Here is a 26,302-nt window from a genome sequence, read left to right as displayed (position 1 = left end):
GGCGATCTGCTGCTGCTGCTAGAGAATAGGCAAATTAAGACCTACAGGAGTGATCGAGAGGCATGTCGGCGAGATCCAAACGGCGAGAGGTGCGTCGTCTTCCGGCTAGACGCACTATATCCTTCGCAGAACTCGCTCCTGATTGAGGCAATTCTGGGCGACTGCGGGGCACTATGAGTTCATTAGCCGCAAGACCGGCAGTATCGTCCAAATGTCCAATGCCACGAGGCCGGTACAGTCACCGAACGGCCGGTATCTGGTATCCATTGATCGGAGCGACGAATGCAGTCGTCCCTACGACGTCTCGATTTGGTCAACCGATTCCGATCCGCCGACACAACAGCTTAAATACACAGCTAAGCGGTACGAAAATTGGAACATCTTCACATGGGTCGGAGATGAACTAATCAACTTCAAAGTCATCGTTAGTGATCACGACGGATCCTTCGAGCAAGAAGCCCAAGCGACTCGGTCTGCAGAAGGCTGGAAGCTGGTATGGGGAAAGCGAACTCAGACTTCCGGCATGGCGCAGACGGTCTCCTCGAACGCCAGGGCGTGCTCGTTGGCGTGTCCTTCGATCTTGATCGCCAGGAACGCCGAAAAGCCGAGACCGACGCCATCGCGATTCAGGACGGCGCGATAGCCTTGGATGATGCCCTCCTGCTCCAGCCGCTTGACACGCCGAAGGCAGGGCGAGGGTGACAGACCGACCCGATCGGCAAGCTCGACATTGCTGAGCCGCGCATCGGCCTGCAATTCCCCGATGATGCGCTGGTCGATCGCATCGAGCTTGGCTTTTGGCATATTTCTGACAATCCGGGCGCGCCGGGAGGACGGTTTATTGCGCGGCAGGCCGTTATGGTAGCACAGTTCGCAAGGACATGCCCGCCGGTCCGGAGCGAAGATGAGGTGAGATCAACCCGCCCGGAGATCCCTCGACATGACCGATACTGCTACCCATCAAGGACTGTTCGCCGCCGTCGAGCGATACTTCGACCTGATGTTCGATTCCGACGTCGACCGGTTTGACCGCGTGTTTGCGCCGACCGCGCAACTGCATGGTCTGCGTGACCAGGCTCTGCGCGTTCTGACCGCGACCGACTATCGTCAGCTGCTGGCGACCACTCCCTCTCCGCAGTCGAAGGGAGCGCTCCGCCAACAGGAGATTCTGCTGATCGACTTCGCGTCGCTCTCGCAGGCGGTCGTGAAGGTGCGCGTCAGGATCGATCCGATCCTCTATCTCGACTATCTCTGCCTTCACCTGATCGATGGCGAGTGGCTGGTCACGGCCAAGTCGTTTCATGTCGAGCGGCGCTTTACGGACGGAGAGTGATCTCGGTCTGGTGCCGCGCCGCATATCCGCTGCCTGCAGATAGCCCGTCGGGCTAATCTGTCGCATGAGATTTTGATTGCTATTTTTCCGAAGTCGTGCTCTTATCCGTGCATCCCGTCCTCATGCAGAGGGGCGTACGCGTCGTCACGATACGTAGAGGCGGGGAGCGGTGGCCGCGTGCCTGTCAGGCGCTCTTGCGCTGACGAACGGCAGCGCGCGGACGGTCAAGCCGTGTGGTCCTGGCGCCCCGATGCTGGCGCCAAGCTCGCGATGACGTTCGTGCGTCGTGGCGGGCGACGGGGGCAAACAAGCCGGTCCCCGGGGAGAGTACGGAGCAGCCGTTAAACCCATCGCGCAGGGAGGGCCGGGATGTCTCGGCTGAACCTGTGGTGACCGCCGCGTGCATTTTTTTTCGCACGCGGGCCATGGGGGCGGCCAGCTCCCGGCCTTCCCTGCGCCCTCGCATTTTAAGAGGGCGAGATCGATCAGCATAGCTCGGGCAAGCATGGCCGCGAGATCGACGCAGCGCGTCTCGTTAGCAACTCTCCGATGATCAACGATGCCTTGGCTGATGTGAGCACGCGCCTCGCAGAACGATCAGTTCTCACCTCGCCCCGCTTGCGGGGAGAGGTCGGATTGCATCGAAGATGCAATCCGGGTGACGGGGGCTCTCCGCGAGTCTGGTGTGCATGGAGAGTCCCCTTCACCCCAGCCCTCTCCCCGCAAGCGGGGCGGGGGAGCGCACCGCCGATACGGTACCAGTTCGACTCCCACTCCGAAGAAAATACTGCCTTCGGATCCGTCATCGCGGCGAGAGACGTGCAGTGCTCAGATCTTCAGCTCGCTGCCCGTCACCCGCCGGAACGCCTCCAGATAGCGCTGGCTGGTCGCATCCACCACGCTCTGCGGCAAGGGCGGCGGGGGGGCGTCGCCGTTCCAGCGGCCGGCACGGCGCTCGGCATCGAGATAGTCGCGCAGCGGCTGCTTATCGAAGCTCGGCTGCGGCTGGCCCGGCTGATAGGCATCGACCGCCCAGAAGCGCGACGAGTCGGGCGTCATCACCTCGTCGATCAGGATGATGTGACCGTCCTTGTCGCGGCCGAACTCGAACTTGGTGTCGGCGATGATGATGCCCTGCTCGCGCGCCAGCTTTTCACCCAGCGTGTAGACCGCGCGCGTCATGCTCTCCAGCGTATACGCGGTGTCGTCGCCGACCACCTCGCGCATTCGCGCAATGGTGATGTTCTCGTCATGGCCGGTCTCGGCCTTGGTCGCGGGGCTGAAGATCGCGGGGTCGAGCTTCTGGCTCTCGACGAGGCCGGCGGGAAGCTGCTCGCCGGCCAGCGTTCCATGGGCCGCATATTCCTTCCAGGCCGAGCCGGAGAGATAGCCGCGGATCACGCATTCGATCGGGAACACGGTGGTGCGCTTGCACAGCATCGCGCGCCCAAGAATCTCGTCGCGATGCGGCGCCAGCGCTGGCACCTCCGCGATGATCGTGTCGGTGTCGGCCGAGATCATGTGGTGATGCACCACGCCTTCGAGCGCGTTGAACCAGTAGGCCGAGATCTGCGTCAGCACCGCGCCCTTCATCGGGATGGTTTCGTTCATCACGACGTCGAAGGCCGAGATGCGGTCGGTGGTCAGCAGCAGCACGCGGTCGTCGCCGACGGCATAGATGTCGCGGACCTTGCCGCGGCCGATCTTCGGGAGCGGCAGATTGCTGGCGAGAAGCGTGGTCATCGTGCAGAGCCTTCGAAACGGGAGCGTTGCGACCGCAATAGCCTATTCCGGCAGCGGAATGAACTCGTGCTCCTGCGGAACGGCGGCGAAGCGGCCGGTTTTCCAGTCCTGCTTGGCCTGCTCGATGCGCTCCTTGCTGGAGGAGACGAAATTCCACCACACGTGCCGCGGCCCTTCCAGGGCGTCGCCGCCAAGGAACATCATCCGGGTCGGCTTCACCGTGCGCACGCTGATGGCGTCGCCCGGGCGGAAGATCAGGAGCCGCGGGCCCTCGTGGCGCTCGCGCGCGATCTCGACCTCGCCATCGACGATATAGATGGCGCGCTCCTCGTGATCGGGATCGAGCGGCACCACCGTGCCGGCCTGCGCCGTGACCTCGACATAGAACCAGGGCGAGACCATCGTCACCGGCGAGGTCGCGCCGAAAGCCTTGCCGGCAATGACGCGCGCGGAGAAGCCGGTGTCGCTGACCGTCGGCAGCGCGTCCGCCGCGTAGTGCTGGAAGCTCGGCGCGATCTCTTCCGATTCGACCGGCAGCGCGATCCAGCTCTGCAGGCCCAGCATCCTCTGCCCGTTCTGCCGCTGCAGGTCGGGCGTGCGCTCGGAATGGGCGATGCCGCGGCCCGCCGTCATCAGGTTCATCGCGCCGGGCTGGATCTCCCGCACGTTGCCCTCGCTGTCGCGATGCATGATGGCGCCGTCGAACAGATAGGTGACGGTGGCAAGCCCGATATGCGGATGCGGCCGCACGTCCATGCCCTTGCCGGACATGAACTGCACCGGGCCGAAATGATCGAAGAAGATGAACGGGCCGACCATCTGGCGTCGGCCGTGCGGCAGCGCGCGGCGCACCGCAAAACCGTCGCCGAGATCGCGGGTGCGCGGCACGATGACGTGCTCCAGCGCATCGCACGAGGTGGGATCGCCGAACTCGGGATCGATCGATGGCTGCCAGCTCATGGGGCGCTCCTGCAATGTGGTCGCGCGAGCTTAGCAGCTTCACGAAGGCGAGGGCAGGGCACGAGGTCGCGGCATCCGCGATTTGAACGAAGCGAAGCTCCGGCCTAGAGTTCCGGCGCTGACAACGGACCCGTGACGATGACGCTCGAAAGCCTCGATCTCGCGCTTCGCGCCGCCGCCATCGCGCTGCTGGCCGTGCTCGCCGTCGCGCTGGGACGCGATCTCGGCAGGCAATGGCGCGGCCGGCTCGCGATCGCGCTGGCGCTGGGCTCGGCCGCGCATGCCGCGACCTTCAACATCGGCGGCACGGCCGCGCCATCGCTCGCTTCCGCGCCGCTGATTGCGGTGGCGACCGCCGATATCGTCGTGCTCTGGCTGTTCTGCCGCGCGCTGTTCGACGACGGCTTTGCGTTGCGTTGGCTGCACGGCCTGATCTGGCTCGCGGTGTTCGGCTTCAGCCTGCTGAGCTGTCTCGTGCTGGGGCCTGCCGGACATGGACGGCTCGTGATCGTCGCCAATAATGTGCTGGCTCTCGGCTTCCTCGGCCTGACCTTGGCGCAGACCATCCGTTCCTGGGCGGCGGATCTCGTCGAGGGACGGCGGCGCATCCGCGCCTTCGTCGTGATCGCGGCGCTGTCCTACGGTGGCGTCAATGCGCTGCTGCAGATGGCGTCCGCCGGCAGCGGCCCGTCCGAGCTTGCCAATGTGGTCAATGCGGCGATGTTCTTGGTCGTGGTCGGCGCCGTTGCGCTGATGCTGCTCAAGGTCGGTGCCGGCGATGTGCTCGCGCCGGAGGCGCCACCGGCCGCGGCGCTCGAAGCGATGGCTCCGAAAGCCGCCGACCGCAGGTTGGTGGACGCGCTGATGCGGCTGATGGCGGACGAGCGGATCTATCGTCAGGAGAACGTCACGATCGGCATGCTGGCGACGAAGCTCTCCATTCCTGAATACCGGCTGCGGCGGCTGATCAATGGCGAGCTCGGCTACCGCAACTTCAACACCTTCCTCAACACCCACCGCATCGAGGAGGCCAAGGCCGCGCTCGCCGATCCTGCCCAGGCCGAGGTGCCCGTGATCACCATCGCGATGGACGCTGGGTTCCAGTCGCTTGGGCCCTTCAACCGCGCCTTCAAGGCGGTGACCGGGGTGACGCCGACCGAATACCGGCGCATGAGGCTGTCGGCGGCGTGATCTGTTCAGCCTTGAAACTGCAAAGGAATTCCAGAATCGGCGAGATCCCGACGATTCTCGGCTGGGATGATTTCCGAAATCGGCGAGCGTCCGGGCCGCGGCCGCAGTCTGGTCCGGCAGATCCAACTGCCGGAGCTCCTCATGACCAAACGTCGCCTGCTGCTTGCTCTCGTTGCCACCACCGCGCTGACCGCCCTGGCGGTCGGCGGCGCCCGCGCCCGCGATGTGCCGAAGGTGGCAACCGGTTTCATCGCCAGCCTCCTGTGCTCGGAGACCTTCGTCTCCGGTCTCGACCCGGACCGCACGCTCTCCGAGACCCGGGCCGCGATGCCCGGCGCCGGCCTGCTGAGCTGGGCGATGGACGTCCGCGTCGATCGCGCCGCCAAGGACGTCACCGTGACGCTGCTCGGGATCGGGCAGAGCCGGGCCGTGTATCGCGACGGGCTCGGCTGCCACATGGACCATGGCGAAGCGGCGGATTGGCCGGCCATCCGGCCCGCTGCGCCAACCCCCGCTTTGCTGCCCGACGTCGCTCCGCCACGCGTCGTCGCGCCGGTCACTCCGGCCCTCGCGGCAGCGCTGGATCGCGCCTTTGCCGAGCCGGACTCGCCGCCGTTCCGGCATACCCATGCTGTCCTGGTGATGAAGGACGGCAAGGTGATCGCCGAGCGCTACGCCCAGGGCTTCACGCTCGACACGCCGCTGCTCGGCTTCTCTGCGACCAAGTCGATGACCGCGACCTTGATCGGCATTCTCGTCCGCCAGGGCAAGCTCGCGCTGCATACGCCCGCGCCCATCGCGGCGTGGCGGGACGACAAAGATCCGCGCCACGCCATCACCGTCGATCACCTCTTGCGCCACACCGCAGGCCTCGCGCTCGGCAGCTCGCTGCAGGCCTCGCTGTTCTCTGTGCTCGAGCCTGTCAACCGCATGAAATTCGTCGAAACGGACCGCGCCGCCTTCGCCGAAACCATGCCGCTCGAAACCACGCCGGGCGCGGTCAGCAATTATCACGACGGCAACACCGTCATCCTCTCTCATCTCATCCGCGACGCCGTCGGCGGCAGCGCTGCGGATGTGCTGCGCTTTGCGCATCGCGAGCTGTTCGATCCGCTCGGCATGACCAGCGTCACCCTCGAATTCGATGCCGCCGGCACACCGGAGGGATCGAGCCAGATGCTGGCCTCGGCGCGCGACTGGGCGCGGCTCGGCCAGCTCTATCTCGACGACGGCGTCGTCGCCGGCCGGCGCATCCTGCCCGCGGGCTGGGTCGCGTATGCCAGCGCGCCGACGCCCGGCGCGTTCGTCGGCCTCGGCGCTGGCTTCTGGACCAACAGTGGCGACAGCTTTGGCGCCAACTACCGCACCTCCCATGGCTGGCCGCGCGACGCGTTCTTCGCCAAGGGCACGCTCGGCCAATATGTCATCGTCGTCCCGTCGGAGCGTCTCGTCATCACGCGTTTCGGCCGCACCGTGAATTGGCCGCCGGAGGCCGATGGCGTGGCGCAGCTCGTGAGCGACGTGATCGCGGCGACGCAGGGAGAATGACGCATGCGTTACGCTCTTCCCAAAGCGGTGGCCTGCTCGACACGTTCGAATCGCTCCAGCGACAGGATCGCGTCGGCGAAGCTCTGTGCCCGGCTGCTCAGCACTGGCCGCGCCAGCGTCAGAAACTTGTCGCTCATCGCCTGCGCAGTCGGGAACGAGGTCGGCTCGCCGGAGGGATCGTCGTGCAGCCGCTCGTGCACGCCATCCGCGGTGGTGATGGTGACGCGCGCGCCGAACGGATGGCTGCGGCCGATCTCCAATTTGTCGTCCTGCACGACGTCGAACTTGTCGGCCAGTGCATTGATCGCGGCGTCGCCAAGGCGCGTGTAGTCGTCCCAGCCGAAGCGGCCCTGGTCGAGCGCAAGCGCGCCGGTGAAGAACATCGAGAACTGGCCGCCGACGATCGAGGTCGGATGGCGCTTGGTGGCGGCATCGCCCGTCAGGGTGATGCCGTTGCGATGCAGGCCGATCTCGACGCGCTTGACCTGGTCCGGCGTCAGATTGTGCTCGCGGCGCAGGGCGATGATGGCGTCGATCGCAGCATGGGTATAGCGGCAGCTCGGATACGGCTTCACGCCGATCTTCATCGTCTCATAGGTGGAGCCGAGCCCTGCGACCGCCTTGTCGTGATGCGGCGTGTCGGTGTAGCCGACGAGGAGGCCGTGCTTGCCCTCGACGGATTCGATCGCGCCGACGAAGTCGTTCTTGGCGAGCGTCGCCGCGATCACGCCGTTCATCGCCGACGCCCCGACCTGATAGCGCTTGTTCCAGGCGCCGTTGACGAGAAACTGCAGCGAGCCCGCGGCCTGGCTGCCGGACACGCCGAAAGCGTAGATCAATTGCTGCTCCGACAGGCCGAACAGCTTGCCGGCGGCGGCCGCCGCGCCATAGGTGCCTGCGGTCGCGGTCGGGTGGAAGCCGCGGGCATAATGCGAGGTCGGATCGAGCGCGTTGCCGAGCCGGCAGCACACCTCGTAACCGGCGACGATCGCGGTCAGCACCTCGCGGCCCGAGGCGCCGACCATCTCGCCGACGGCGAAGGCGGCCGGCACCACCGGCGCGCTCGGGTGCAGCGAGGAATCGGCGTGGGTATCGTCGAAATCGAGCGAATGGCCCATCGTTCCGTTGAGCAGCGCCGCCACCGCCGGCGTCCAGGTTCTGCCGTCGCCGAATACGGTCGCCTCGCCCGCCGCATCGAGCTTCAGCGCCGCCAGCATCTTCACCACCGACGGCGTCGATTCCGCCTCGCGCCGGGCCCGGATGGCGCTGCCGAGGAAGTCGAGCGTCAGCACCTTGGCGCGGTCGAGCACCTCGGGCGGGATATCGTCATATTTCAGCTCCGCGACATAGGCGGCGAGCGTTGCGGTTTCCTGGGCCATCGTGTTTCCTCGCATCGTTGCAATGACCGTAGGCAAGCCGATTCCGCCTTTCAAGCCGGTTCGGCCCGGTGGGGAGCTGCCATGCCGCGATCGCGCTGGTGCTTTTCGAGGTGAGCGACTGATGGTGTCCTTGAAACGGCTGTTCGGCCGGTTGCGCGCCCGCAAGGCGCCGATGTCGCTGGCGGTCCGCGGCACGGTGGCGGCGACGCTTGCCTTCGCGATCGCCACGGCCTTCCACCTGAAGCTGCCGCTGTGGGCGGTGCTGACCTCGCTGATCGTGACGCAAGGCAGCGTCGGGCGCTCGTTGAAGGCAACGCGCGACTACATGTTCGGTACCATCGGCGGTGCGATCTATGGCGGCGCCATCACGGTCTTCATCCCGCATTCGGGCGAGCTGCAACTGCTCGGCATGCTGATCCTGGCGGTGACGCCGCTCGCCTTCATCGCCGCGATCAATCCAAGTCTCAACGCGGCGACGGTGACGGCCGTGATCGTGCTGCTGGTGCCCACGATGGGCCATCTCGATCCGCTGGGATCGGCGATCGACCGTGTGTTCGAGGTCGCGGTCGGCGCGCTGACCGGGCTCGCCGTTTCGTTCATCGTGCTGCCGTCGCGCGCGCATGTGCAGATGCGTAGCGCGGCGGGGCGTCTGCTCGAACTGATCGCAGCCGCCTTCACCGAGCTGCTGGCCGGCCTGTCGCGCGGCCGCGACAACGACGCGCTGCATCGGATCCAGGACGGCATCGGTACCGCGCTCACCGAATTGAATGCGACAGGAGCGGAGGCCGAGCGGGAGCGCTCGGCGCGGCTGTCCTCCGGCGCCGATACCGGCCCGCTGCTGCGGACGATCCTGCGCCTGCGCCACGACGTCGTGATGATCGGCCGTGCCAGCGTAGTGCCGCTGCCATCCGAGCTGCAGGCGCGCTTGTCGGGACCGGTGGCGCGCGTCAGCGATGCCATCGCGAGCTATCTGCGCGGCTGTGCCGCAGCCATCCGCAACGGTTCCGGCCCGCCGGCGATCTGGCCGATCCACGTCGCGGTGAAGGCCTATGCGGAAGAGGTCGCCGCCGTCCGCAGCGACGGTCTCACGCGGGGCCTGCCGGGTGACGCCGCCGAGCGCTTCTTCGCGCTCGGCTTCTCGCTGGAGCAGATGCGCCAGAACCTGATCGATCTCGAGCGCGTCGTCGCCGAATGGGCGGGAGCGTCGACCGGGAAACCGCATCGACCGGAGCGCGACGAGACGCCGGATACAGCGGGGGCCTGATCTCCTCATCGTGACAACCGCAGGAAGCGCAGCACCAGAAGGGCTGCATATATGGCGGTGCCGACCGACAGGCCGATCCAGATCCCGGTCGCGCCGAGCGCGGTGTGGAAGGCGAGTGCATAGGAGGCGGGAAAGCCGATCAGCCAGTAGCCGAGCACGGCGAGCAGCAGCGGGATGCGCGTGTCCTTGATGCCGCGCAGCGCGCCGACCGCGATCGTTTGCAGCGCATCGGTGATGAAGAAGGTCGTGCCGATCAGAAGCAGCATCGCGGCGAGCGCCGCCGTCGCTTCCGCATCGGCGATGCCGGCGCCGAGGAACAGCTGCACGATGTCATAGCGGGCAATGACGATGCCGAGCGTGAACAGCATTGCGAGACCTAGGCCGAGCGACATTGCCATCAGTCCGGCGCGACGGACTCCGGCCGCATCGTTACGTCCGGCGGCGTGGCCGACGCGCACGGTCGCAGCCATGCTGATGCCGAACGGCACCATGAACAGGATCGCCGTGATCTGCAGCGCGATCTGATGCGCGGCGAGAGCGGCCGTGCTGATCAGTCCCATCAGGATCGCCGCCGCCGAGAACAGGCCATATTCGAGCAGGAACGACAGCGAGATCGGCGCGCCGATGATCAGGAGCTGCCGCATCAGCCGCCAGTCGATGCGCCCGAGCCGGGCCAGGACATGATAGTCGCGGAACGGCGGGCGCAACGCGGCGAACCACAGACCGGCAAGAAACGTTCCGAGGTTGACGGTCGAGGTGGCGAGGCCGACGCCGGTCAGGCCGAGCTGCGGAAAACCCCAGTGGCCGTAGAGCAGCGGATAGACCAGCAGCGCGTTGAGCGGGATCGCGGCCAAGGTGATCCAAAGCACCGGCTCGGGGCGGTTGACGGCGCCCATGAAGCTGCGCAGCGCCAGGAACCACAGCATCGGCGCGATCCCCCAGGCGAGACCGGCGAGATAGTCCTGCGCGAGATGCGCCACGTCCGGCGCCTGTCCGAGTGCGAGCAGGATGATCTCGCCGTTCAGCGCGATCAGCATGATCGGCAACGCGATGAACAGCCCGGCCCACAGCCCGACACGCAGCGCGCGCCGGACCAGCCCGGCATCGGCCGCGCCGAACGCCTGCGCGGCGAGCGGCGCCACCGCGGACATCAGACCCATGCCGAAGGTCGAGCCGACGAAGTAGACGGTGCCCGCTAACGCGGCCGCTGCAACGGCATCGCCGCCGAGACGGCCGATGAAGGCGAGATCGGTCGACATCATCGCGATCTGCGACAGCTGCGTCAGCGCCATCGGCGCGGCGAGGCGGACCGTCTCCCAGAGGTCGAGCGCGAGAGAAGGTGTCGGCGCCGCCGGCGGCGGCGCGTGGTCGGTTCCGGCTGTGGAGGTCATGATCGAGGCTATAGCAGTCCCCGCAGTGTCGTGCACATCACGCCGTCGTCGTCATGGGCCGTGCGAGATGCGAGCGTCGCGGCAACATCATCGTTGGAGCTTGGGTTCGCGACGTCGGCCATCGCGGACTGCTCTCGTGCCGAACCAGATCGGATCGGACGGCCACACACGTTCCCGCGACACGGCGTGCCCGGGTGATGCTCGATTTGCTCCCCTCGAACAGGAAGAGGGGCAGGGAAGGCCGGGTGCTTGACCACACCCATGGCCCGCCTGCAAAAGAAGTAGCAGGCGGCAGTCACCACAGGTGGGCCGCACATCCGGCCTTCCCTGCGCCATGGTTGGAACGGCTTATACGTACTCTCCCCGGGGACCGGGCTTGTTTGCCCCCGTCACCTGCAGATCGCTCGCCGGCTTGACCTCAGCATCGGGAGGCCAGGACCATACGATTTCGCCGTATGCGACAGCCCCTTCGTCCACGCGCCAGCCTCAAGAGAACCTGAGTGCGCGTTGTGAGCCGCCGCATCCATCGCATCCCACCCTCAACGGTCCGTGACGATCGCGAAGCGCCCCTCTCATGAGGACGGGACGGGTGCATTGTTTCTGATTTTCGAAATAGAAGCAAGCGAAAAATTCTGAAAACCGGCAAAACGCAACGTGGTGGCTCGGCTGGGCTGCCGCGCGGTTCGATGCGTTCTCCGTCATTGCTTGCGGAGTATTCAATCCGGGGACGGAGAGCCGGCGCGGCAGCGGGTCGAAGACTTGCGCGGAATCAGGCGGCCGTTGCGACCTGCCGGAGCATCGCCTTCACGACGAGGCGGTGAAACGGCTTTATCACGGCGAGATAGACGCGGCCGAGAGCGTTGTGGGTCTGCACCAGAGTGCTCGCTGTTACTTGCGTGGTCGCGCGATGAGAGACCACGTCGACCAGGACACGAAAATCCAGATGCTTGTCGTCGAAGCCGAGCACGATTCGTTGCGGCGTTTCGTCCACGACAGGAAACATCCCGATCAGAGGACGTGGGTTGCCTGGGTCCGCGCCCGAGGTCTTCAGACCGAAGGGTCTGACCAGCAGGTTACGGAGCTTCAGGAGCGCCGCCATCCACCAGGGCGCGTGACCGAGCATGCGCTCGGCCGCCGTGCGGGCATCGATGGCCGGCTCGTCAATCGCGATGCGAAATGCATCAGCGAACTCCGCGCCGGCGAGCCATCTGGTACGGTCGACGTTGGGAGTGATCTCGCTGATGGCCATGTGCAATGAGCCTCACATGTCACGGTTGTTCCCGCGCTGTGCGCGATACGAAGCATCATCGCACACGGATGTCCGCGAAGCCAGCACGCGAATGCCATAGCGCTGCTCGCAATGACGGCGGAGAGATCCTGCGCGAATAGCGCTACCGTCCGCGTTCCGGAACGCGCGTGATCTTGGCGCCCAGCGCATTCAGCCGCTCGTCGATGCGTTCGTAGCCGCGCTCGATCTGGTCGGCATTGTCGATATACGAGGTCCCCTCGGCGCACAGCGCGGCCAGCAGCATGGCCATGCCGGCGCGGATGTCGGGGGAGACGACGCGGGCGCCGCGCAGGCGGCTCGGGCCGGCGACGATGGCGCGGTGCGGGTCGCACAGCACGATGCGCGCGCCCATCGAGATCAGCTTGTCGACGAAGAACATCCGTGACTCGAACATCTTCTCGAACATCAGGATCACGCCCTCGCATTGCGTGGCGGTGACGAGTGCGATCGACATCAGGTCGGCGGGAAAGGCCGGCCAGGGCTGGTCCTCCAGCTTCGGCACGCGGCCGCCGAAATCGTCCTTGATCCGCAGCGTCTGCTCCGAGGGCACGATGAGATCGTCGCCGGCAACCTCGCAGACGATGCCGAGCCGCTCGAAGCCCATGCGGATCGAGCGTAGATGCTCGGTGCCGGCGCGCACGATGCGTAAGGGAGAGCGCGTCACCGCGGCGAGCCCGATCAGCGAGCCGACCTCGATGTGATCGGGCTGGATCGAGTAGCTCGCCTGGCCCAGCGTGCTGGCGCCATGGATCACCATCGTGTTGGTGCCGATGCCCTCGATGTTGGCCCCGAGCGCGACCAGGAAATGGGCGAGATCCTGGACGTGCGGCTCGGAGGCGGCGTTGCGCAAGTAAGTCGTGCCATGCGCGGCCACCGCGGCCACCAACGCGTTCTCGGTCGCGGTGACACTGGGCTCGTCCAGGAAGACGTCGGCGCCCTTGAGGCCGGAGGCGCGCAGCTCGATCCTGTCGGTCGCGGTGACGGTGGCGCCGAGCTGCTCGAAGGCGAGGAAATGGGTGTCGAGCCGGCGGCGGCCGATGACGTCGCCGCCTGGCGGCGGCAGCGCCACTTCGCCGCAGCGGGCGAGCAGGGGCCCTGCCAGCAGGATCGACGCGCGGATGCGCGCGCAGAGGTCCGGATCGAGGTCCGCGGCGCGGATCTCCTTGGCATGGATCGTGAGCCTGTTCCGGCCGCGCCATTCGGCGGAGGCGCCGACCGAGCGCACCAGCTCGACCAGTGTCTCGGTGTCGCGGATGCGCGGCACGTTGTCGAGCGTGACCGGATGCTCGGTCAGCAGTGCGGCGGCGATGATCGGCAGCGCGGCGTTCTTGTTGCCGGACGGCTCGATCGCGCCCTTGAGCCGGTGACCGCCCTCGACGATGTATTGAATGGGCGCCATGCGCGAAAAGTCCGTTCTGAGATGGTGATTCGCCCGGGGACCGGCGAAAGCGGAACATCGATCTTCAACGGAATTAACACGGAAGGCACGGGCAGGCCACTGCTCCGCAGACTCAGGGTGCGCCTGGTCGTCTATCGCGCCAGTGCGAGGTAGACTCGGGCTGGACGTCGCGACTACACGTCCACGTTGGCCGACAGCGAGTTGTCCTGGATGAACTCGCGGCGCGGCTCGACCACGTCGCCCATCAGCTTGGTGAAGATGTCGTCGGCCTCGTCGACCTCCTTGACCTTCACCTGGAGCAGCGTACGGGCCTCAGTGTCGAGCGTGGTCTCCCAGAGCTGTTGCGGGTTCATCTCGCCGAGGCCTTTGTAACGCTGCATGTTGATGCCCTTGCGGCCGGCATCGGTGACCGCCTCGAACAAATCGACCGGGCCATGGATCACGGTCTGGACGTCGCCACGGCGCAAGGCGCCGGGCTTCGCATAGGCCTCTTGCAGGCGGGCCGCATATTCGTCCAGCTTGCGGGCATCGACGGACGCGAGCAATGCGTCGTCGATGACGGCGACGTCCTTGACGCCCCGCACGGTGCGCTCGAAGGTGAAGCCCTGGCCCTCGACGAAGTGGCCGATCCAGCCGCGCTCGACCTCGTCGGCCAGCACGTCGAGCCGCTTTGCGATGTAGGCGGCCGCGGCGTCCGCCGTCGGGATGTCGCGGGTGATGTCCGGGCGCAGCACGCCGGCGATCGCGGCCTGCTCGACGACCTTGCGGTCGTAGCGCGTGTGCAGGTTGCGCAGGATGTTGCGGACGAGACGCGCTTCCTCGACCAGCGCCAGGAGGTCACGCCCCTTGCGCTCCTCGCCTTCCGCCGTCTTGAACACGCAATCGTCGAGGCCGGTGCCGATCAAATAGTCCTCGAGCGCGCGCTCGTCCTTCAAATACTGCTCGGACTTGCCGCGCGTGACTTTGTAGAGCGGCGGCTGGGCGATGTAGAGGTGGCCGCGATCGATGATCTCGCGCATCTGCCGGTAGAAGAAGGTCAGCAGCAGCGTGCGGATGTGGGCGCCGTCGACGTCGGCGTCCGTCATCACGATGATCTTGTGATAGCGCAGCTTGTCGATCGAGAACTCGTCGCTGATGCCGGTGCCGAGCGCGGTGATCAGGGTGCCGATCTGCTCGCTCGACAGCATCTTGTCGGGGCGCACGCGCTCGACATTGAGGATCTTGCCGCGCAGCGGCAGCACCGCCTGGAACTCGCGGTTGCGGCCCTGCTTGGCGCTGCCGCCGGCCGAGTCACCCTCGACGATGAAGAGCTCGGACTTGGCCGGATCCTTCTCCTGGCAGTCGGCGAGCTTGCCGGGCAGCGAGGAGACGCTGAGCGGGCTCTTGCGGGTCAGCTCGCGCGCCTTGCGCGCGGCCTCGCGTGCCGCTGCGGCCTGGATCACCTTGCCGACGATGGTCTTGGCCTCGCCCGGATGCTCCTCGAACCAGGCGGCGAGCGCCTCGTTCAGAACGTTCTCGACCACGGGACGCACTTCCGAGGACACCAGCTTGTCCTTGGTCTGCGACGAGAATTTCGGATCCGGCACCTTCACGGAAAGGACGGCGGTGAGACCCTCGCGACAGTCGTCGCCGGTCAGCGCGATCTTCTCCTTCTTCGCATTGGCCTCGGCGTAGCCGTTGACCTGGCGCGTCAGCGCGCCGCGGAAGCCGGCGAGATGGGTGCCGCCGTCACGCTGCGGGATGTTGTTGGTGAAGCACAGCACGTTCTCATGATAGCTGTCGTTCCACCACAGCGCAGCTTCCACCGTGATGCCGTTGACCTCCGAGCGCACCATGATCGGCGCCGGAACGATCGCCTTCTTGTTGCGGTCGAGATATTTGACGAACTCCTCGACGCCGCCGTCGTAATGCATCTCCTCGCGCTTCTCGACCGCGTGGCGCATGTCGGAGAGCACGATGTTGACGCCGGAATTGAGGAAGGCGAGCTCGCGCAGGCGATGCTCGAGCGTCGCGTAGTCGTATTCGACGTTCTTGAAGGTCTCCGTCGAGGCCAGGAACGTCACCTCGGTGCCGCGCTTGCCCTTGGCCTCGCCGACCACTTTCAGCGGCGCAATCGCGTCGCCATGGGCGAACTCGATGAGATGCTCCTTGTCGTCGCGCCAGACCCGAAGCTGCAGCTTGCTCGACAGCGCGTTGACGACGGAGACGCCGACGCCGTGCAGTCCGCCGGACACCTTGTAGGAGTTCTGGTCGAACTTTCCGCCGGCGTGCAGCTGGGTCATGATGACCTCGGCGGCGGACACGCCTTCGCCCTTGTGAATGTCCACAGGAATGCCGCGGCCGTCGTCGCGCACGGTGACCGAATTGTCCGGATTGAGCACCACCTCGACCGCGGTGGCGTGACCAGCCAGCGCCTCGTCGATCGCGTTGTCGACGACCTCGTAGACCATGTGATGCAGGCCGGAGCCGTCATCGGTGTCGCCGATATACATGCCCGGGCGCTTGCGCACGGCATCCAGGCCCTTCAACACCCGGATCGATTCTGCGCCGTATTCGTTCGCGGTTGCAGGCTCGTTGTCGGCGATGGTTTGCCGGGCGGGTTCGGTCATGTGGGGCCTTCGGAAGGGGTGGTCGAATCGGCATTGCAGATCGCATGCCGAGAGCGCTCTTTCTCTCACGAAAGAAGCCACGCGCCTAGCGCAAAGTGGCCCGTCGTAAGACATTGAAGAGATAGCGCTTTTTAACGGTTTTTCAAGGCCTGGCGAGGGTCGTTTTCGTCCCCTCCGAAAGCCGGATTCAGGCCATTCCCGCGGCTGGTTTTGAGGCGTGCAGCGGGGCGCTTTCGCGTGCGATTCAGGGCACGAGTCACGCGTGACGCGGCAGGTGCCGCCTCAGTAGAGCGGGAGCGGCAGGGCGGTGCCACCCGGGCCAACCATGAGGCCCCAGGCATCGCCGGCGGCGAGCTCCAGCGTGTCGATCACGGCGGGCCGGCGGGCGATCTTCAGCTCGTAGCGGTGCTTGCCTGGCGGCAGGTCGAGCAGCGGGCCCTTGGGCGATTGCGGGCTGCCGGTGCCGGCCGCGATCCTGATCGTCTGCCCGTTGATGGTCAGCACGGCGTCGGTGTCGCCGATATTGCCGAGCATCAGCTTGGCCCGGCCAGGCTTCGGCAGGATGCCGGCCTTGGCCGCCGCTTCTGCATTCCTTTGCACCAGGTTGACCGAGGTCTCGCCTTTGGCGCGCCCGAGCGTGAGCACGGCGGGTCCCTGCGACGAGGTAAAGGTGAGCCGGACCCGATCGGGGCTGGCCTGCGCGTCCTCGGGCTTCTCCCGCCAGCCGAGCCTGGTCAGCTCGGCGCGGTAGAAGGCCGTGACGGCACCGAGCTCGGCCGGGACGCTGGCCTCCAGCTCCAGCCGCAGCGGCGTGTCCATTCCCGGCGCCCTGGACCGCGACAGCGCGGTCGCGCTGTGCTGCTTCGGCACCGGCAGCGCCGAGTCGGGATCGGCCTCGAGCGGCGTCGCGTCCTTGGCCGGTCGGGCCGCGGCCGAAGGCCTGGCGGCGGCGAGCAGGCCGGTGCCGTCGGCCGTGACGTTCACCTTGGGGCCCATCTGCATGATCGTGAACGCCACCGACTTGCCCTTCGCCGAGAACTCCAGGCGCGCCATGGTCGGATTGTCGATCACGGTCGGCGCCTCCTTCCAGCCGGCCGTCTTCAACGTGGAACGGAAGAAGCCGGCGAGTGTCTTCACCGACGAAGCCGACTTGAACGCGAGCTGTCCCCGGTCGCCATCGAAGCTCACGGCCTCGGCGGTCTCGGGCAGCGCGATCGGCGCCGGATTGCCGGCCAGCGGCTTCACGGGCGCATCCGACATGGCGCCGGCCTGCACGGCGCGGCGCGCCTCGTCGGCGGCGATCACCTGCTTGGCCATCGCGGCGGCATCCGCCATGAACCTGTCGTCGGCGTCCTTCTTCGCCTTGGCGCGGGCGGCCAGGGCGGCTTCGGTGGTGCGCATCGATAGCTCGACCATGGTGAGATCGTACTTGCGGGACAGCTTCAAGGTCCCGTTGTCCTCGGGCGCGACGACCTTGAGCGTGACCTCGTCCGGCGTTCCCGGACCGGCCGTCTCGATCCGCCAGCCGCGCGCGGGGATCTGCCGCGTGTAGAAGGCGAGCACGGCCGGCAGCTCGGCGATGACGGCGCCATTGGCCTGGCGGCTCGACGAGGCCGCGCTGCCGAGGCTTTGCGACCACTTGGTCGGCTTCGGCATCGGCAGGCCGGCGTGGTCGTCGCCGGCTTCGAGGGTGGAGGGTAGCGCGAATGGCGCGATCCGGATCTCGACATGGGTCCGGCCGTCGTCGCGCCGGGTCAGCGTCAGCATCACCGGATTCTGCCGGCGATAACCGTCGCCGTCGTCATGGCCGTAGAAGGCGCGCACGCCGCCCGGCGCGGTCTCGCCCAGATCGGCATTGGGCCAGCGCGCGGCGGCCTCGGCCGTCAGCGGCTCCCAGCCGAGGGCGGACATCTCCTTGCGGAACAAGGTCAGCGCCGCATCCAGCGTCATCGGCGCGATGCATGACAGATAAGGCCGCGTCTCGTCGAACACGATGTCAGCAGCGCCATCGGGGAACGGCAAATTGGCGTAGATCCGCTGCGGCGAGTAGGTCACCTCCGACTGCCCGGCGCGGCCGGCGCTGCCTGTGAAGAAGACCAGGAGCCCCTGCTTGTCCTTCTTGTAGCTGAGCGTCGGATTGCGCTCTTCGAGCGGCCTGACATAGCGCACCCAGCCGTCGGCGCCGAGCAACTGCTGCGTGGCGGCATTGGCCGCTGCGACAGGCGCCGGCAGACGATAGATGGCGCGGTAGCGATCGGGATGCGACGTGTCTTCCACCGCACCCTCGAGCCGCGGCAGCGCGTGGACGTCGACGATGGCGTCGTCGGCGCGCGCAGGTCCGGCACAGCTCGCGAGCAGCAACAGCCCGCACGCAAACCGACTCAGCCGCGGCGCGGCGATGGCCTGCTGCCAAAGCTCTGACATCATCGATCTCCGGGATTTCGAGTTCGGGGCGCTTGTGCCCTCGGGCGCTGGAGGAGAGCGGTTGGCGCCGGCGTGCCATCCAACGACAACTAGTCGAGCCGGCGAACTGGTAGGTTCAACGGCGGAATGAGCTACCGCCGCGCGCTGATCCGCCCCGCCTCGACGTCGAAGATCTCGCCGAGCTCGCGTAGTTCGGCAAACGCCGCGGGATCGGCGCCGGTCAGCCATACCTGGGCACCGAGCGTGCCGAGCTCGGCGAACAAAGCGGTGCGGCGGCCGGGATCGAGATGGGCGACGATCTCGTCGAGCAGCAGCATCGGCACGATGCCGGTGGTTTCGGCGACCAAGGTCGCATGCGCAAGGATGAGGCCGATCAGCAGCGCCTTCTGCTCGCCGGTCGACGCGTCGCGCGCCGGCATGCTCTTCGGCGCATAGACGACATGGAGATCGGTGAGATGCGGACCGTCGAGCGTGCGGCCGGCGGCGGCATCGCGCGCGCGATTGTCGCGCAGGACAGCGCGATAACGGTCCTCGACGGCGAGGGCCGGCTCGCTCAGCAGCGCATTCTCCATCCAGCCGTCGAGCGCGATCTCGGCGGACGGGAACGCCGAGGCTTGTCCGCGCTGCCGCAGCATCGCGGCGAGCTTCACCGCGGTCTGGCCGCGGCTCGCGGCGACGGCGACCGCGAGCTCCGCGGTCTCGCGCTCGATCGCGTCACACCAATGATCGTCGAAATTGCGGACCTCGAGCAGCCGGTTGCGCGAGCGCAGCGAGCGCTCCAGCGCCGACACCCGGCTCGAATGCTCGCTGTCGATCGCGAGCACCAGGCGGTCGAAGAAGCGCCGCCGCTCCGAGGCCGCGCCCATGAACAGGCCGTCCATCGAAGGGGTCAGCCACACCATGCGGATGTGATCGCCGAAGGCGGCCGCCGAGCCGACCGGTTCGCGGTCGATGCGGCAGCGGCGTGTTGTGCTCGCATCGCTGCGCGGCGGCTCGATGCCGGTGCCGAAGGTCGTCAGCCCCAGCGCGCCCTCGACCTCCGCCGAGACCGCCCACGACCCGTCGCCCTGGTTGTCGGCGACGTCCTCCAGGGTGGCACGGCGCAGGCCGCGGCCCGGCGCGAAGAACGAGATCGCCTCCAGGCAATTGGTCTTGCCGGCGCCGTTGGCCCCGACCAGCGCGACCATGTCCGCCTGCACGCTGACGCTGGCAGCGCGATAGCTGCGAAAATGCGTCAGCGCGAGACGGTGGATGCGGGAGGGGGTCATGGGGTGGAGTTGCAAGCCCAGTTCTGTCATTGCCGGGCTTGACCCGGCAATCCGTCGTCCGCGTCAGCGGACCATTTCATCATAGAGATCGCGCCAGTCCGGATTGTTTGCGACGATCAAGTCGACCTTCCATTCGCGTGACCAGTGCTTGATGTTCTTCTCACGCTGCAATGCTGCGGCGATCGTCTCATGCGCCTCGAAATAGACGAGGCGCTCGATGCCATAGCGGCGCGTAAAGCTCTCGGCGAGACCTTCGCGGTGCTCATAGACGCGCCGGACGAGATCATTGGTCACGCCGACATACAGCGTGCCGCCCGGCTTGCTCGCGAGGATGTAAACCCAGTAGGCCATTTGTAAGGATGGATGGCCGGGTCAAGCCCGGCCATGACGGGTTAAACTCGATCTCGCAGAAGTCTCGCCTCACACCCGCATCGGCATCAGCACGTACAGCGCATTCCTGTTGTCGCGGTCCTGGATCAATGTCGGCGAGCCTGGATCGGCGAGCCGGAGCACGGCGACCTCGCCCTCGATCTGGGCAGCGATGTCGAGCAGATAGCGCGAGTTGAAGCCGATATCGAGCGCGTCGGCGGCGTATTCAACCTCGAGCTCTTCGGTCGCGCTGCCGGAATCCGGATTGGTCACCGACAGCACCAGCTTGCCGGGCGCCAGCGCCAGCTTCACGGCGCGGCCGCGCTCGGAGGAAATGGTGGAGACGCGGTCGACGGCGGCGGCGAAATCGGCCTTGTCGACGACCAGCTCCTTGTCGTTGTTCTGCGGAATGACGCGGCCGTAATCCGGGAAGGTGCCGTCGATCAGCTTCGAAGTCAGCACCACCTGCCCCAAGGTGAAGCGGATCTTGCCCTGCGACAGCTCGATCCTGATCTCGCTGTCATTGTCCTCGATCAGCCGCTGCACCTCGCCGACGGTCTTGCGCGGCACGATCACGCCGGGCATCTCGGCGGCGCCGGCCGGCTGCGGCAGGTCGACCTGGGCGAGGCGGTGACCGTCGGTGGCGACGGCGCGCAAGGTCGGCTGCTTGGCGGTGCCGCCGGCGTGCAGATAGATGCCGTTCAGGTAATAGCGCGTCTCCTCGGTGGAGATCGCGAACTGCGTGCGGTCGATCAGGCTCTTGATGTCCTTGGCGGGAACCCCGAACGCATGCGTCATGTCGCCTGCGGCGAGATCCGGGAAGTCGCTCTCCGGCAGCGTCTGCAAGGTGAACTTGGAGCGGCCGGCGCGGATCGCGAGCACCGCGCGCTCGCCGTCGCTCTCCAGCACGATCTGCGAGCCGTCCGGCAGCTTGCGGACGATGTCGTAGAACATGTGCGCCGGAACTGTGGTCGAGCCCGCGGTGGCGGTCTCGGCAGCCAGGGTTTCCGTCACTTCGAGATCGAGATCGGTCGCGCGCAGCGACAGCCGGGCATTCTCGGCGCGCACCAGCACATTGCCCAGGATCGGGATGGTGTTGCGGCGCTCGACCACACGATGGACGTGGCCCAGCGACTTCAGGAGCTGTGCGCGTTCGACGGTCACCTTCATTGTATTATACCCGCCCGTTCCAACTGAGCTTGTCCTGGAATGCCGGCGGGCTATAGCAGCGCCGCGGCCGATGGCACCTCGCGCCCGAACGGCGCTTGGCCAGCGTCCAGGAGCGTGAGGGGGAGGCGTAAAGTGGCGCGGATGGGGCTCAAGCGCAAGGGATGCGGAGCCGATTTCCCATGTTTCGGCAGGCTCTTCCGTGACCCGGAGGCGGGGGCCGAGCATGACGTCCGAGGACAGCGTCGAACGGCCGGGACAACGGCCCGGCTGGGGGCGAACCTTCTGTCCGCTCCCCTGGCCGTGCGTGCCCTCTAATCCTGCAACTGGCGCTTCAGCGACTCGACTTCGTCGTTCAGCGCGACGTCCTTGCCGACGAGCGCCTCGATCTTGCGCACCGCATGCAGCACGGTGGTGTGGTCGCGCCCGCCGAAGCGGCGGCCGATCTCGGGCAGCGAGCGCAGGGTCAGCGTCTTGGCGAGGTACATCGCGACCTGGCGCGGGCGCACCACGTTGGCGGTGCGGCGCGACGACAGGAGGTCGGAGCGGCTGACGTTGTACTGCCGCGCCACGACGCGCTGGATGTCCTCGATCTTGATGCGCTTCGGTTCCTGCGGCCGCACCAGGTCACGCACCTCGCGCTCGGCCATGTCGAGCGTGACCGGCTGGTTGTTGAGCTTGGAATGCGCCAGCAGGCGGTTGATCGCGCCCTCGAGATCGCGGCCGTTATGGGTGATGGAGCGGGCGAGATAGTCGAGCACCGGCTCCGGCACGTCGAAGCTCGCATGATGGGCGCGGGCCGCCGCGACGCGCGACTTGAGAATGCCGAGGCGCAGATCCTCGCCCAAAGTTGCCATCTCGACGACGAGGCCGCCGGCAAGCCGCGAGCGGACGCGATCATCGAGACTTTCGAGGTCGGACGGCGGCCGGTCGGCTGCGATCACAACCTGACGCCCCGCGTCGATCAGCGCATTCAGCGTATGACAGAACTCCGCCTGGGTGGATTTGCCCTGCAGGAACTGCAGGTCGTCGATCACCAGCACGTCGATGCCGCGCAGCGCCTCCTTGAAGGCCAGCGCCGTCTGCGATTTCAGCGCTGCGACGAAGCCGTACATGAATTTCTCGGCGGTGAGGTACAGCACCTTCCGTTCGCCGCCGGCGTTGCCGGCCCAGGTCACGGCCTGCAGCAGATGCGTCTTGCCCAGCCCGACACCGGCATGGATGTAGAGCGGGTTGAACATCACGGGATCGCCGCGGCGACCGTCGGCGACCTGGCGCGCCGCCGCATGGGCCAGCGTGTTGGCGCGGCCGACGACGAAGCTGGCGAAGGTCAGCCGCGGATCGAGCGGCGAGCCGCCGAGCGCATCATGGCTCGTGGCGAGCGAAGCCGCAGCCGACGCCGTTCGCGCGTCGGCGCTGGTCGCCGGCCTGGCGTCGTTGCGTTCGGCGCGGCGGGCTTCGACGGCGACGGGAGCTTCCTTGACCGGCGCCGCGCAGCGCATCGCGGTGCGAACGGACAGATCGATACGGTGCACCTCCGGCATCTCGGCCTGCCAGCACGACAGCACGCGCTCGGCATAATGCGCCTGGATCCAGCTCTTCAGGAAACGCGTCGGCACCGACAGATGAACGCTTTCGTCCTGGACGGCTTCGAGGTCCATCCGCGCGAACCAGCTCGTATAGACGTCCTCGCCGACGGTCGAGCGCAGCCGACCCTTCACGCGAGACCAGCGTTCCTGTTCCGAATTTGTCATGGCAGTCGCAACTTTTCGAATTGAGTGGTGGTGTCGTGTGATCGCCGGGCAGACGTCCCGTGAAAGGACACGTGTGCCGCAGCGAGACCTCGAGCGGAGGCTCAACTCCAGACATGGCTCGCCGTTCGGCGTGGACGCCGTCGGGCCATCAATGCTGGTGGAAGAAGCTTCTCCGCGAGGTCAGCGCATACTCAGATGCGCGATGGACGCGGGAGGGCCGATCGCCGTGCTGGCAATGGCCGGGCTGGAGATGTCGATCACTTCAGTGTTGACCGCCAAGGGTGCGTTGTCCGGAACCAGCCTATAGTGTGTGCTCGCAATGTGTCCGTAAAACATGCAACCTCCCCGCCCTGCCGTGATTGCTCACGGCAAGTTGTCATCCCAATGCCGCCGCGCCCGAACCCCAAGATTCAGCCGCACCGCCGTACATCCCCGTCCAACTTGTCCACTCGGTGAGCGAAGCCGCCACGAGCTCCAGCCGGGTCGACCGATGTCGTATTTCTCTTGTTCAAAGCGGCGCAACGATGATGCTGCGCCCGAGAAATTTCGACAAAGTTCGATCGTTCCCCATATTGCTATGGGTACAGATCCGGCCATCGCTTTGGAAAGCGTCGCCAACGCGCACACCGCCGCCGATTTGCACGTCCGCCCCGTTTCTAAAACCGCGCTGGTCTCAAGATCGTGGGCGCCGCGAGTGATTAAAGAAATACACGATGCGTCAGGACTCGCAATCCATAAGATCGGAGCACGCGTTACGAGTCTTCGCAGCGGTTGCGACGCGGTGTTGCGCGTTAAGAAAGCAACGTTTTGAATCATCGCGAGGAATCTCGGATGTGACAAACAACATCGTCTGCCCAAAATTTCTTCATAATTTTTTTATGTTTCGACCGGCCTCACCCGCTTTTCCAATCACTTGGTCGCGCTATGCACTTAAGTCATTTTCGAAACGATGTTTTTCGCGATTGCTCGAAGCGGGTAACTCCCGCGATGCGCGGTGCGCAAAGTGAGCGGCGCATCGCGCGCTCTTGACATCGATGCGCAAGCGCGGCGCGCAGATTCGCAGCTGTTTCAGATGAGACAATATTGTCACTGCGTAAAAATACGGAACTTCGTGTAGTTCCGACGGAACATGTGTCAGGCGCGCACGACATCGCGCGGGTTCCACCACGCGCGAAGATCGTATTCGCGATGCGATATCACCATCAAGATGTGACCATCAAATGGAGAAGGCGCGGCGAGCGATGGAGGGATGCGCGACAGCCGAACGCGCAATTGAAGATGGTACAAAAGAAAAGCCCGGCGCGAGCCGGGCTGTTTGCATCTTGATAGTTCGTCAGCCGATCGTCAGCGTCACTTCGCGAGCTTGGCGATCTGATGCGTGAGGCGCGACACTTTGCGGCTCGCGTTGTTCTTGTGAATGATGTTGCGCTGCGCGGCGCGCATCAGCTGCGGCTCGGCATTGGCCATCGCCTTCAGCGCGGCGTCGCGATCGCCCTTCTTGATCGCGTCCTCGACGGAGCGAACCGCGCCGCGCATCTGGGTGCGGCGCGACTTGTTGATGATGGTGCGGCGGGCAATCTTGCGCGTCGCCTTCTTCGCGGAAGTCGTGTTGGCCATGCTCTCAAATATCCTTCGGCGGCGAGCAGTCGCCGCTCTTGCGGGTACGCGCGCGGCCCGCTTGACGCGGCCCCATCGACGCGGTGGGTTGTTCGGACGCCTCTCTGAGAATGCCATGACCGGAGCGGGTGCTCGGCGGATCGGCGCTGCTCAAAGAACAGCGGCGGCGGGATTGCGCCCACCGCCAATGGCGACCTTATAGGGGCAGCCCTGCCGAGCGTCAACGGTCTCGGAGCGGCCCGCGGCGGCCGGAATCGACCAAAACCCGGTTCTAAGCCCCTGACGAGGTTGAATTTCTGCGGGGCCCCCGCTATGGCCTTGCTGCCCGCAAGGGCGAGCGAGAGAGGGCAGGTGAGGCATGATCCGCGGTTTTTTCCGTCTGGTAGGGCTGTTGCTGCTGGCCGGAAGCTTCATCTTCCTGGTCTATGACGGCGCGCGCTGGGTGGCCGACCAGACCCTGCAGTTCACCCGTTTCGGCCAGCTCTGGAACGACGTCCACCAGGCGAGCCAGGCCGCCTTCAAGGCCTGGATCGAGGCCAAGGCCCCGTTCCTGTGGGAGTGGATCGTCAAGGTATTTTTGGACCAGCCAGTGTTTGCGGTGCTTGGCCTGCTCGGAATCCTGCTGATGCTGCTGTTCCGGCCGCGCAAGCCGCTCATCGGCTACGGGCGCGACTGAGCGCGGCTGTTCGTCTCGCCGCGCCGGCAGCTGTCTTGGATTCCGCTGGCAGCGCGGCGCGGGAACCGCTGGCGCGGCGTAACAGCGCTACTGCCGGACCCGTAGAGCCCTATATATTCCCCTGACAAGAGGTCATCGCGCCGTGGGCCGTCCCGCGGGCGCTGGCCATGAGCGGAGACATCCCATGTTCTTCATGCGCAAAGCCCCTGTCATGCCGTCTGCCGCCGAGGCGCTGCCCGGCCGCGCCCAGCCGATCCCCACCGCCGCGACGCATTTCGTCAACGGTCGCCGCCTGTTGCCGCCCTATCCGGACGGCCTCGAGCAGGCCGTGTTCGGGCTCGGCTGCTTCTGGGGCGCGGAGCGCAAGTTCTGGCAGCTCGGTGACGGCATCCACGTCACCGCCGTCGGCTATGCCGGAGGCCATACGCCAAACCCGACCTACGAGGAGGTGTGCTCGGGGCAGACGGCGCACACGGAAGTCGTGCTGGTGGTGTTCGATCCCAAGATCATGTCCTACGAGCGCCTCCTGAAGACGTTCTGGGAGAGCCACGACCCGACCCAGGGCATGCGTCAGGGCAACGACGTCGGCACGCAATATCGCTCGGCGATCTACACGTTCAGCGACGCGCAGCGCGAGGCGGCCGAGGCGTCGAAGACGGCCTACGAGTCGGCGCTGCGCGCCAAGGGGCTCGGAGCGATTACGACGGAGATCGTCCCGGCAGGGCCGTTCTATTTCGCCGAGGATTATCATCAGCAGTACCTGGCCAAGAATCCGGCCGGATATTGCGGCCTGGGCGGAACGGGCGTCGCGTGCCCGATCGGAGTCGGCGTGAGCGCATAGGCAGGCTGAGCGCGCCCGATCACGGTGAACATTGGATCCCTCTCCCACGCCGTGGGAGGGGGATTTTTTCGGGCGGCTTTG

General features: G+C 66.2%; 21 protein-coding genes. 7 read left to right on the top strand and 14 right to left on the bottom strand.

All coding sequences use genetic code 11. From position 1 onward, the window contains the following. Positions 1 to 510: 510 nt before the first annotated feature. Positions 511 to 804: an Lrp/AsnC family transcriptional regulator gene (locus ACQR03_RS13680; protein WP_316193237.1), complete on the bottom strand. Its 294-nt coding sequence runs from the start codon at positions 802 to 804 to the stop codon at positions 511 to 513. 136 nt (positions 805 to 940) lie between these two features. Here ACQR03_RS13680 and ACQR03_RS13675 point away from each other — a divergent pair, with 136 nt between their 5' ends. Next, the gene (locus tag ACQR03_RS13675; protein ID WP_315751804.1) at positions 941 to 1,333 is read left to right on the top strand and encodes a nuclear transport factor 2 family protein; all 393 of its coding nucleotides are present in this window, start codon (positions 941 to 943) and stop codon (positions 1,331 to 1,333) included. An 828-nt stretch (positions 1,334 to 2,161) separates the two neighbouring features. Here ACQR03_RS13675 and ACQR03_RS13670 read toward each other — a convergent pair. Both ACQR03_RS13670 and ACQR03_RS13665 read right to left on the bottom strand, forming a co-directional pair. After that, positions 2,162 to 3,076 carry a phosphoribosylaminoimidazolesuccinocarboxamide synthase gene (locus ACQR03_RS13670; protein ID WP_315715007.1) on the bottom strand — a complete coding sequence of 305 codons (915 nt, stop codon included), beginning with the start codon at positions 3,074 to 3,076 and terminating at the stop codon, positions 2,162 to 2,164. 42 nt (positions 3,077 to 3,118) lie between these two features. After that, a complete protein-coding gene (locus tag ACQR03_RS13665) occupies positions 3,119 to 4,036 on the bottom strand; it encodes a pirin family protein (RefSeq protein WP_315751805.1) in 918 nt (305 codons plus the stop codon). Between the two features lie 138 nt (positions 4,037 to 4,174). Here ACQR03_RS13665 and ACQR03_RS13660 point away from each other — a divergent pair, with 138 nt between their 5' ends. Both ACQR03_RS13660 and ACQR03_RS13655 read left to right on the top strand, forming a co-directional pair. Continuing rightward, positions 4,175 to 5,227 carry a helix-turn-helix domain-containing protein gene (locus ACQR03_RS13660; RefSeq protein WP_315751806.1) on the top strand — a complete coding sequence of 351 codons (1,053 nt, stop codon included), beginning with the start codon at positions 4,175 to 4,177 and terminating at the stop codon, positions 5,225 to 5,227. Between the two features lie 141 nt (positions 5,228 to 5,368). Next, entirely contained in the window at positions 5,369 to 6,775 is a 1,407-nt protein-coding gene (locus ACQR03_RS13655; protein WP_315751807.1) for a serine hydrolase domain-containing protein, read from the top strand. Between the two features lie 8 nt (positions 6,776 to 6,783). Here the strand turns inward: ACQR03_RS13655 and ACQR03_RS13650 are convergent, their stop codons facing one another. Continuing rightward, the gene (locus ACQR03_RS13650; protein WP_315751808.1) at positions 6,784 to 8,154 is read right to left on the bottom strand and encodes an MmgE/PrpD family protein; all 1,371 of its coding nucleotides are present in this window, start codon (positions 8,152 to 8,154) and stop codon (positions 6,784 to 6,786) included. Positions 8,155 to 8,275: 121 nt separating this feature from the next. Between ACQR03_RS13650 and ACQR03_RS13645 the strand changes: the two genes are divergently transcribed. After that, a complete protein-coding gene (locus ACQR03_RS13645; RefSeq protein WP_315751809.1) occupies positions 8,276 to 9,418 on the top strand; it encodes an FUSC family protein in 1,143 nt (380 codons plus the stop codon). A gap of 5 nt (positions 9,419 to 9,423) precedes the next feature. Here ACQR03_RS13645 and ACQR03_RS13640 read toward each other — a convergent pair whose 3' ends face one another. The 9 genes from ACQR03_RS13640 to dnaA form a co-directional block, all read right to left on the bottom strand. Beyond that, a complete protein-coding gene (locus ACQR03_RS13640) occupies positions 9,424 to 10,809 on the bottom strand; it encodes an MATE family efflux transporter (RefSeq protein ID WP_315751810.1) in 1,386 nt (461 codons plus the stop codon). 769 nt (positions 10,810 to 11,578) lie between these two features. Continuing rightward, positions 11,579 to 12,058, bottom strand: coding sequence for a DUF2867 domain-containing protein (locus ACQR03_RS13635; protein WP_315751811.1), 480 nt, complete (start codon positions 12,056 to 12,058; stop codon positions 11,579 to 11,581). Between the two features lie 142 nt (positions 12,059 to 12,200). Continuing rightward, positions 12,201 to 13,496 (bottom strand): UDP-N-acetylglucosamine 1-carboxyvinyltransferase, encoded by a 1,296-nt coding sequence (gene murA, locus ACQR03_RS13630; protein ID WP_315751812.1) that lies wholly within the window; start codon positions 13,494 to 13,496, stop codon positions 12,201 to 12,203. A 173-nt stretch (positions 13,497 to 13,669) separates the two neighbouring features. Continuing rightward, on the bottom strand, positions 13,670 to 16,105 hold the full coding sequence (gene gyrB / locus ACQR03_RS13625) for a DNA topoisomerase (ATP-hydrolyzing) subunit B (RefSeq protein WP_315751813.1): 2,436 nt from the start codon (positions 16,103 to 16,105) through the stop codon (positions 13,670 to 13,672). A gap of 282 nt (positions 16,106 to 16,387) precedes the next feature. Then, positions 16,388 to 18,529 (bottom strand): hypothetical protein, encoded by a 2,142-nt coding sequence (locus ACQR03_RS13620; RefSeq protein WP_315751814.1) that lies wholly within the window; start codon positions 18,527 to 18,529, stop codon positions 16,388 to 16,390. 131 nt (positions 18,530 to 18,660) lie between these two features. Next, on the bottom strand, positions 18,661 to 19,797 hold the full coding sequence (gene recF, locus ACQR03_RS13615; protein WP_315751815.1) for a DNA replication/repair protein RecF: 1,137 nt from the start codon (positions 19,795 to 19,797) through the stop codon (positions 18,661 to 18,663). Positions 19,798 to 19,860: 63 nt separating this feature from the next. Then, positions 19,861 to 20,148 (bottom strand): GIY-YIG nuclease family protein, encoded by a 288-nt coding sequence (locus tag ACQR03_RS13610; protein ID WP_315751816.1) that lies wholly within the window; start codon positions 20,146 to 20,148, stop codon positions 19,861 to 19,863. Positions 20,149 to 20,217: 69 nt separating this feature from the next. Beyond that, entirely contained in the window at positions 20,218 to 21,336 is a 1,119-nt protein-coding gene (gene dnaN, locus ACQR03_RS13605) for a DNA polymerase III subunit beta (RefSeq protein ID WP_315751817.1), read from the bottom strand. A gap of 311 nt (positions 21,337 to 21,647) precedes the next feature. Continuing rightward, positions 21,648 to 23,087, bottom strand: a complete 1,440-nt coding sequence (gene dnaA / locus ACQR03_RS13600; RefSeq protein ID WP_315715023.1) for a chromosomal replication initiator protein DnaA — start codon at positions 23,085 to 23,087, stop codon at positions 21,648 to 21,650. Between the two features lie 490 nt (positions 23,088 to 23,577). Here dnaA and ACQR03_RS13595 point away from each other — a divergent pair, with 490 nt between their 5' ends. Beyond that, complete coding sequence (locus tag ACQR03_RS13595) at positions 23,578 to 23,898, top strand: hypothetical protein (RefSeq protein WP_315715025.1); 321 nt, start codon at positions 23,578 to 23,580, stop codon at positions 23,896 to 23,898. Positions 23,899 to 24,437: 539 nt separating this feature from the next. Here ACQR03_RS13595 and rpsT read toward each other — a convergent pair. After that, on the bottom strand, positions 24,438 to 24,704 hold the full coding sequence (rpsT, locus tag ACQR03_RS13590) for a 30S ribosomal protein S20 (RefSeq protein WP_315715026.1): 267 nt from the start codon (positions 24,702 to 24,704) through the stop codon (positions 24,438 to 24,440). 358 nt (positions 24,705 to 25,062) lie between these two features. On the opposite strand from rpsT, the gene ACQR03_RS13585 reads away from it, so the two are divergent. Together ACQR03_RS13585 and msrA are read left to right on the top strand one after the other, a co-directional pair. Then, positions 25,063 to 25,380, top strand: a complete 318-nt coding sequence (locus tag ACQR03_RS13585) for a hypothetical protein (RefSeq protein ID WP_315715027.1) — start codon at positions 25,063 to 25,065, stop codon at positions 25,378 to 25,380. A gap of 184 nt (positions 25,381 to 25,564) precedes the next feature. Continuing rightward, positions 25,565 to 26,221: a peptide-methionine (S)-S-oxide reductase MsrA gene (msrA, locus tag ACQR03_RS13580; protein ID WP_315751818.1), complete on the top strand. Its 657-nt coding sequence runs from the start codon at positions 25,565 to 25,567 to the stop codon at positions 26,219 to 26,221. The last annotated feature ends 81 nt before the right edge of the window (positions 26,222 to 26,302 follow it).

The sequence above is a fragment of the Bradyrhizobium sp. HKCCYLS3070 genome (assembly GCF_051167575.1).
GTDB lineage: Bacteria > Pseudomonadota > Alphaproteobacteria > Rhizobiales > Xanthobacteraceae > Bradyrhizobium.
Note: the sequence above shows the minus strand (reverse complement) of the source record. Positions and strands in the feature narration are given on the sequence as shown.